We start from the raw sequence: 7,775 nt of genomic DNA on the forward strand, positions 1-7,775 counted from the left end.
GTGTGTTTCGCGTCGCGAGAACGACCCCTAGAACGGTCAAGCCGGACGGAGATCGTCGTCGGGAAGCCAGAAGACAGCGCGGCCTTCGGGTGTGTCGCGCTCTTCCGCTGCCACCCGCCGCAAGCGCGCGCCGCGGCAAGGGCCGCCCACGCATTTCCCCGTGTCCGGCTCGTAAATCGCGCCGTGAGTCGCGCACATCAAGTATAAGCCGGAGCTCTCGAAGAACTTGCCTTCGGACCAGTCCATCTCCATGGGCACGTGGGCGCAGCGGTTGAGGTAGCCAAAGGGTTTGCCGTCGTATCGGACGAAAAACACGGTGGCTTCGCCGCCTTTGTCGACGGCTTTGTGACGAACGCCGTCGCCGCCATCGACCAGTTCCTCCGACGCGCAGATTCGGACCGGTTCAAGCGGCGTTCCTGTCATGCATTCTCCCGCAGCCAGTCCCCCAGCGAGGTCACGTTGTCGGCCACGAACAACGGCTCCAGCGCATGCAGCGACTTCGCCGGATGTGCGCCGTACGTCACGCCGACCGCCGCCGCACCGGCATTTTTCGCCATTTGCAGGTCGTGCGTGGTGTCGCCGATCATTACCGTGCGGCCCACATCCTGCCCGAGTTCGCGCACGAGTTCGTGCAGCATGGCCGGATGCGGTTTGGAGAAGGTTTCGTCGGCGCAGCGCGTGCCGTCGAAGAGGCTTGTCAGGCGCGACTGGTCCAGCGCGCGATTCAGGCCCACGCGGCTTTTGCCCGTTGCGACCGCGAGCAAGTAGCCCTCGTCACGCAGACTCTGCAACATGCCGCGTACGCCATCGAAGAGCTCGGTTTGCTCGCCCTTGATCAAATAATGAAACCGATACCGCTCGGCAAGCTTCGGGTAATCGACGGGATCGAGCGTGGGCGCGGCGATCTGCAACGCATCACGCAGCCCCAGGCCGATCACATAACTTGCTGCTTCATCGGCGGGAACAGGCAGGCTCAGGTCGCGGCACGCCGCCTGAATGCTGCGCGTAATGTGCGCCGTGGAATCCATCAAGGTGCCGTCCCAGTCGAAGACAATGAGATCGAATTGCTGACGGGCCATTTATTGGGTCTCTCTAGAATTTTGTTTGAGTTGTTCGATAAAGCGTCGGCATTCGGCCGGCAGCGGCGCTTCGACCTGAAGCGTCTCGCCGGTGGCCGGATGCACGAGTTTCAGCCGGAAAGCGTGCAAAAACATGCGTTTGAGCGACGGATCGGCGTTGGGGCGGACCAGATTCTTGTTCAGCGCAAAGTCGCCGTATTTGGTGTCGCCGGCGATCGGCAGGCCGATATGCGACATATGCACGCGAATTTGATGCGTACGACCGGTCTTCAACTCCGCCTCGACCCAGGCGTACTCGCTGAATCGCTCGATCAGGTTGAAGACCGTATGCGACGCGAGGCCGTCGTCCTGAACCCGCACGCGCCGCTCGCCTTCGGGCGTCAGATATTTGTGGAGCGGTTCCTTCACGATCCGCCGACGCCCCCAACCCGCGAGCCAGTCGCCGTGACCGACGGCCTGGTAGCGTTTATCGATACGGTTCTCGCGCATTTGCTCGTGCACATTGATCAGCGCCGAGCGTTTTTTCGCGAGCATCAGCACGCCGGACGTCTCGCGATCTAGCCGATGCACCAATTCGAGGAACTTCGCCTGCGGGCGCGCATTGCGCAATTGTTCGATCACGCCGAACGCTACGCCGCTGCCGCCATGAACGGCGACGCCGGCGGGTTTATCGATCACGATCAGATGATCGTCTTCAAATAGTATGGGGAATTCGGCGGCGGGCGCATTCGATGAAACCGGCGTTTCGTCCAGTTGCGCGGTGCGAATAGGCGGAACGCGGACGAGATCGCCCATTTCCAGCCGATAAGCGGCGTCAATGCGTCCCTTATTTACGCGCACTTCCCCGCTGCGCAAAATCCGGTAAATGTGACTTTTCGGCACGCCTTTACAGACGCGAAGTAAAAAATTGTCGATGCGCTGACCCGCCGCATTTTCGTCGATCTCGATCATTGAGACCTGTTCGCTTGCGACCTTTTTATGGGATGTTTTGCCTAACTCATTCATTCTGAATATAATTTGCGGACAGTCTGGAAAAAGCCACTAAGCTGGCCGGATGTTGTCAGACTGTACAGGTGCAAGCGTTAAACCGTTATTTTACTTGCGCCCAGGGCCAGTTGCTCACCCGGAAAACGGAGTAACAAGTTGCACGCACGACGATATCGCACGGCAGGGACGGTGCCCACAGGCGCGTTCGGTCGAGTCGATCGTCGACACGGTAACGGATTTTTGGCGAACAAGAATTTTATCGGCGAGAGGCAGTGAGGTCCGGACTTTTATCCGGCTTCTTCCGGATGTGACCCGGGTATCAGGCAGGTATCGAGAAGATATCGGGCGGGTATCAGGTTAGGGTGAACGGAACATTGTCGCTTGGCCGTTGCGAAGAAAACGGCTTCTGCTGCAAGCTGCGCTGAAACGGGCGAAGCGTGGCGGAAGACGCAACAAGACGAGACACCCAACGCGGTTATCGGGCGCTTTGAGCACCCGGCTAGCCGCAACGGCAACCTGCTGCAGGTTCGAAAAACGTCGGTCGGTTTGCTTGGTCGCACTGGTTTGCGCGACAACCTTCCGCCCGTTTGACCCTGCAGTGGGCCGCAACCGGCTGCTGCTGGCTGCGCTGCCGGCTCTTCGAGTCGTAGAAGGACGTCGAGCCGAAAGCGCTGTGCCGCTTAAGCCGCGCCGTTGCCTCACGGCGTGTTGAAGTCTTTTCGCATGTGCCCCAGGGCTTGCCGCCCGCCTCGACGCGTTTCGTCGCTGGCCGGTGGTCGGGTCCGACTCAGGCAATTCTCCCCGCCAGAACTCCCGCTCCAGCGTGCTTTGTGACAACACACACAAAAAAGCGCGGCGCGCCCGCCCTCCTGCTTCACGCGACTGACAACCGCGCGAATTCGCTCGATGGGGGCCGGTAGAGCCGCTCTGGAGCCGTCCAATGAAACGCATGCTGTTTAACGCGACGCAGCAAGAAGAATTGCGCGTCGCCATCGTCGATGGGCAAAAACTCATCGACATCGACATCGAAACCGCCGGGCGCGAACAGCGCAAAGGCAATATCTACAAGGGAGTGATCACCCGTATCGAGCCCTCGCTCGAAGCCTGCTTCGTGAACTATGGCGAAGACCGCCACGGTTTTCTTCCGTTCAAGGAAGTCGCCCGCCAGTACTTCAAGGAAGGCGTCGACATGCGCTCTGCGCGCATCCAGGACGCGCTGCGCGAAGGCCAGGAACTGATCATTCAGGTCGAAAAGGAAGAGCGCGGCAACAAGGGCGCTGCCCTGACCACGTTTATCTCGCTCGCCGGACGCTACCTCGTCCTGATGCCGAACAACCCGCGTGGCGGGGGTGTTTCGCGCCGGATTGAAGGCGAAGAGCGCCAGGAATTGCGCGACACGATGGCCCAGCTCGATTTGCCGGAAGGCATGAGCATCATCGCGCGAACAGCAGGGATTGGCCGTTCGGCCGAAGAACTGCAGTGGGACCTGAACTACCTGATGCAGTTGTGGCGCGCGGTGGAAGCGGCGTCGCAAAGCGGTGTGGCCGGCAAGCCGATGCTGATTTATCTCGAATCCAGCCTCGTGATCCGCGCAATCCGTGATTACTTCCAGCCGGATATCGGCGAAATTCTCATCGATACCACCGAGATCCATGACCAGGCCAGCGCCTTCATGGACATCGTGATGCCGGATAACCTGAGCAAGGTTAAGCGTTATCACGACGACGTTCCCCTCTTCTCCCGTTTCCAGATCGAACACCAGATTGAAACCGCGTATTCGCGCACGGTGCCGTTGCCTTCGGGCGGCGCGATCGTGATCGACCACACGGAAGCATTGGTGGCTATCGACGTGAACTCGGCGCGTTCGACCAAGGGCGCGGACATCGAGGAAACGGCGACCCGCACGAACCTCGAAGCCGCCGATGAAGTCGCACGCCAATTGCGTTTGCGCGATCTGGGCGGCTTGATCGTGATCGACTTTATCGACATGGAGTCGGCCAAGAGCCAGCGCGAAGTTGAGCAGCGTCTCAAAGACGCGCTCAAGCACGATCGTGCGCGCGTACAAATGGGCAAGATTTCGCGCTTCGGTTTGATGGAGCTGTCGCGTCAGCGTCTGCGTCCGGCACTGTCCGAAGGCAGCCACGTGACGTGCCCGCGTTGTAACGGCACGGGCCACATTCGCGATACCGAATCGTCCGCGCTGCAAGTCCTGCGGATCATTCAGGAAGAAGCGATGAAGGAAAACACCGCGGCGATCCATTGCCAGGTGCCGGTGGAAGTCACCGCCTTCCTGCTGAACGAAAAGCGTTCGGAAATCAACAAGATCGAGTCTCGCTTCAAGGTCAACGTCGTGTTGATCCCGAACAAGCATCTCGAAACGCCGCATTACAAGCTGGAACGCCTGCGTCACGACGATACCCGTCTCGACGAACCGCGCGCCTCCTGGAAGATGGCCGAAGAAGCGGCGCACGAACTGGAATCCGAAACGGGTTACAGCAAGCGCACCGAAGAAATCAAGCCGAAGCAGGAAGCGATGGTCAAGGGCATTACGCCGGCATCGCCTGCGCCTAGCGCACCGGTGAAGGTCGTTGCGGCTCCAGTCGCGGCGGCTCCGGTAGTGGCTGCGTCGACAGGCGGGTTTATCGGCTGGCTGAAGAACCTGTTTGGCGTCCAGCCCGAAGTTAAACCAGCTCCCGCGCCGGTCGCAGCGCCCGCACCGGCACGTCCGGCGCGTGGCGAACGGCCAGAGCGGTCGGGCCAGGGTGGGGACCGGAACCGTAATCGTCGTGGGGGTGCTGCGTCGCGTGATAGCGCTGCTGCCACTACGGGCGCTACACCAAGCGCGCCGGGCACGGCGGGTGGTCGTCAAAACCCGCGCCGCGAGGAACGGGAACCGAAGGAAACGCGTGAACCGCGCGAAGCTCGCGAGCCGCGTGAACCGCGTGGTGGACGTGAAGGCCGCGAGCCGCGTGAAGCACGTGAAGGCGCACGTGAAGGACGTGAACCGCGTGAAGTGCGCGAGCCTCGGGAGCCGCGCGAACCGCGTGAGAACCGTGGTGAACGTGCACCGGAAAGTGCTGAAGCCGCCGATCGCGGTCAACGCCGTGAACGGGGCGAACGTCCGGAACGGGGCGAACGCCGCAAGCCACAGCCGGAAGCCGCCGTCGAAGCATTGACGCAAGGCGAAACGGTCGTGTCGGAGTTGACGGACAACACGCTGGCGGGCCAGGAATCGCAGCAAAACGGCAACGCTGACGCATTGCAGGCCGATCAGGCCAGCGCAGCGCGTGAAGGCGAAGAGCGCCGTCGCCGCCGCCGGGGTCGTCGTGGTGGACGCCGTGATCGTGAAGAAGATGGCGTGACGGCTAATCAGGCCGGTGACGCTGCTGAAAACGAAAGCAACGCTGACAGCGAACGGGCTCAAGCCGGTGTGTTCGACACGGATTCGTCGAATGAAGCCGATGACAGCCGCGATTTCGCACCCGTTGTGGCTAAACCCGTTGAGACGGCGCCGGCTGTGCAGGCACCCGTTGAAGCACCCGCACATGCAGTCACGGTCGAGCCGGTTTCGGCCGCCGCGATCAGCGTGACGGAATTGCCGGAGCCGGTTCGTGTCACGCACGTTACGCCGGTTGAAGCAGTGCCCGTGGAAGCAAAGCGCGCCGAAGCTGAAGGTTTCGTCGTGTCGCATGGCGCGCAGGAAGTGCATGCCGCACAGGAAGCCAGCGCAACGGTTGCCGAAGCGCCCGCGACGGACATCTTCGAAAAGCCTGCGTCACCACGGCCGATCGAAAATCCGTTCGGACCGACGCCGAAGGTAGCGGAAGAAAAGGTCGAAAGTCCTTTCGCCGATACCCCGAAGGCAGCGGAACCGGCGCCCGTCATTGCTCACGCTGTGCCGGAAGCTCAAGTCGCTGAACCGGTGGAAACGGCGCCTGTTTCGGCGTCATCGGCGTTGGCATCTGAGACGGTTGCACCGGTCGCATCGCCCGCGCCAGTTGTGGCAGAGGTGCCTGCGTCGGTCGAATCGGAGCCGGTCAAGGCGTTTGAAGCGGTGGAAACTGTGGCTCCCGCAGCGCCGGCTCCCATAGAAGCCGCCCCGGTTGCTTCAGTTGCTCCGGCCGCACATGTCGCCCTGAAAGAAGAGGCGCTCAAGCCGATGCTGGATACGGCGGGCCTCGTCTGGGTGAACACCGACGCCGACAAGCTCCGCGTAGCCCGCGAAGCCGCAGCCCAGGCGGAAGCGCCGAAGCGGATCGCGCGCGAACGCAAGCGCCTGCCCCCGCTGGACGCCGCGCCGATGCAGCAAGTGGAAACGGGTAAAGACGCTTAATATCCGCGTCTGACGTTTCGAAAAGCGCCACATGACTTCGGTCGGTGGCGCTTTTTTTATTGGACGGGGGACAAATGCCCCTGAAAAGGCGACGGCGGACCGCCTTCGGACCGCCCTTCCGCTAAAATGAATTATTCGAAGGTCAAAGTGGCCCGCTCCGCCGCCGCTGCACGAGAAATAAAACGATCATGTCCCGACGCATCATTCCTGTCACCGATGTCAGCGCGATCCCGGATTTTTCCGGTATCGCAGCGACGCCACGCGGGCTGCTCACCGACCGGTTGTCGCGTGAGTTGCGCGACCTGCGCATATCGGTGACTGATCGTTGCAATTTTCGTTGCGTTTACTGCATGCCGCGCGAAGTTTTCGATAAAAACCACGCATTTCTGCCGCATAGCGCCCTGCTGTCGTTTGAGGAAATCGAGCGGTTGGCAAGGTTGTTCGTCGCGCACGGCGTGGAAAAAATTCGGCTGACCGGCGGCGAACCGCTGCTGCGCAAGAACATCGAGTTCCTGATCGAACGCCTGGCGCTGCTGCGCACGCCGGAAGGCCGTCCCCTCGATATCACGCTCACCACCAACGGGTCGATCCTCGCCCGCAAGGCGCGCTCGCTGAAAGACGCGGGGTTGTCGCGAGTAACGGTGAGCCTGGACGCGCTCGACGATGCGTTGTTTCGCCGCATGAACGACGCCGATTTCGCGGTCGCCGACGTGCTCGAAGGCATCGAGGCCGCGCACGCCGTCGGCCTGGCGCCGCTGAAGGTCAACATGGTGGTCAAGCGCGGCACGAACGACGCGGAAATCGTGCCGATGGCGCGTCATTTCAAAGGCAGCGGGACGGTGCTGCGCTTTATCGAATATATGGATGTGGGCGCGTCGAACGGCTGGAACATGAGCGAAGTGTTGCCGTCGGCGGACGTGGTCGCGCGCATTGCCGAGCATTTCCCGCTGCGCCCGCTCGAAGCCCACAACGACGCCGAGACCGCCCAACGCTGGGGTTACCAGGACGGCGGCGGTGAGATCGGTGTCATTTCGAGCGTGACGCGGGCTTTCTGCAGTTCCTGCACGCGCGCGCGTCTCTCTACCGAAGGCAAGCTGTACTTGTGCCTGTTCGCCACGTCCGGCCACGACTTGCGCGCACTGATTCGCAGCGGCGCGAGCGACGCTACGGTCGCGACAGCCATCGCCAGGATCTGGGAAGCGCGCACCGACCGCTATTCGGAACTGCGCGGCAGCAGTGCGTTGCCCGCTGCCGACCCGGATGCGCCGCGCGTCGAAATGTCTTATATCGGCGGCTGACATGACCGATGTCGACGTAACCCGCCCGAGCGGCAGTCCTGTGCACAAGGGCGACATCACCGGCGTGGTGCTGGCGGG

The 7,775-nt window shown here is 61.8% G+C and carries 5 protein-coding genes; 2 read left to right on the forward strand and 3 right to left on the reverse strand.

Features of this window, described 5'->3' with window-relative positions; translation table 11 throughout:
* Nucleotides 1-36: 36 nt before the first annotated feature.
* From GSQ93_RS08285 to GSQ93_RS08295, 3 genes are read right to left on the reverse strand one after another with little or no spacing between them, the layout of a single operon-like run.
* On the reverse strand, nucleotides 37-423 hold the full coding sequence (locus tag GSQ93_RS08285; RefSeq protein ID WP_158935184.1) for a Rieske 2Fe-2S domain-containing protein: 387 nt from the start codon (nucleotides 421-423) through the stop codon (nucleotides 37-39).
* Nucleotides 420-1,079 (reverse strand): HAD-IIIA family hydrolase, encoded by a 660-nt coding sequence (locus GSQ93_RS08290; protein WP_158935185.1) that lies wholly within the window; start codon nucleotides 1,077-1,079, stop codon nucleotides 420-422. The genes GSQ93_RS08285 and GSQ93_RS08290 overlap by 4 nt, the downstream gene beginning before the upstream one ends.
* Entirely contained in the window at nucleotides 1,080-2,084 is a 1,005-nt protein-coding gene (locus GSQ93_RS08295; RefSeq protein WP_158935186.1) for an RluA family pseudouridine synthase, read from the reverse strand.
* Between the two features lie 922 nt (nucleotides 2,085-3,006).
* On the opposite strand from GSQ93_RS08295, the gene GSQ93_RS08300 reads away from it, so the two are divergent.
* Both GSQ93_RS08300 and moaA read left to right on the forward strand, forming a co-directional pair.
* On the forward strand, nucleotides 3,007-6,399 hold the full coding sequence (locus GSQ93_RS08300) for an Rne/Rng family ribonuclease (protein ID WP_158935187.1): 3,393 nt from the start codon (nucleotides 3,007-3,009) through the stop codon (nucleotides 6,397-6,399).
* A gap of 188 nt (nucleotides 6,400-6,587) precedes the next feature.
* The gene (gene moaA, locus GSQ93_RS08305; RefSeq protein WP_158935188.1) at nucleotides 6,588-7,697 is read left to right on the forward strand and encodes a GTP 3',8-cyclase MoaA; all 1,110 of its coding nucleotides are present in this window, start codon (nucleotides 6,588-6,590) and stop codon (nucleotides 7,695-7,697) included.
* The last annotated feature ends 78 nt before the right edge of the window (nucleotides 7,698-7,775 follow it).

The organism is Burkholderia sp. S171, assembly GCF_009766085.1.
Lineage (GTDB): Bacteria > Pseudomonadota > Gammaproteobacteria > Burkholderiales > Burkholderiaceae > Caballeronia.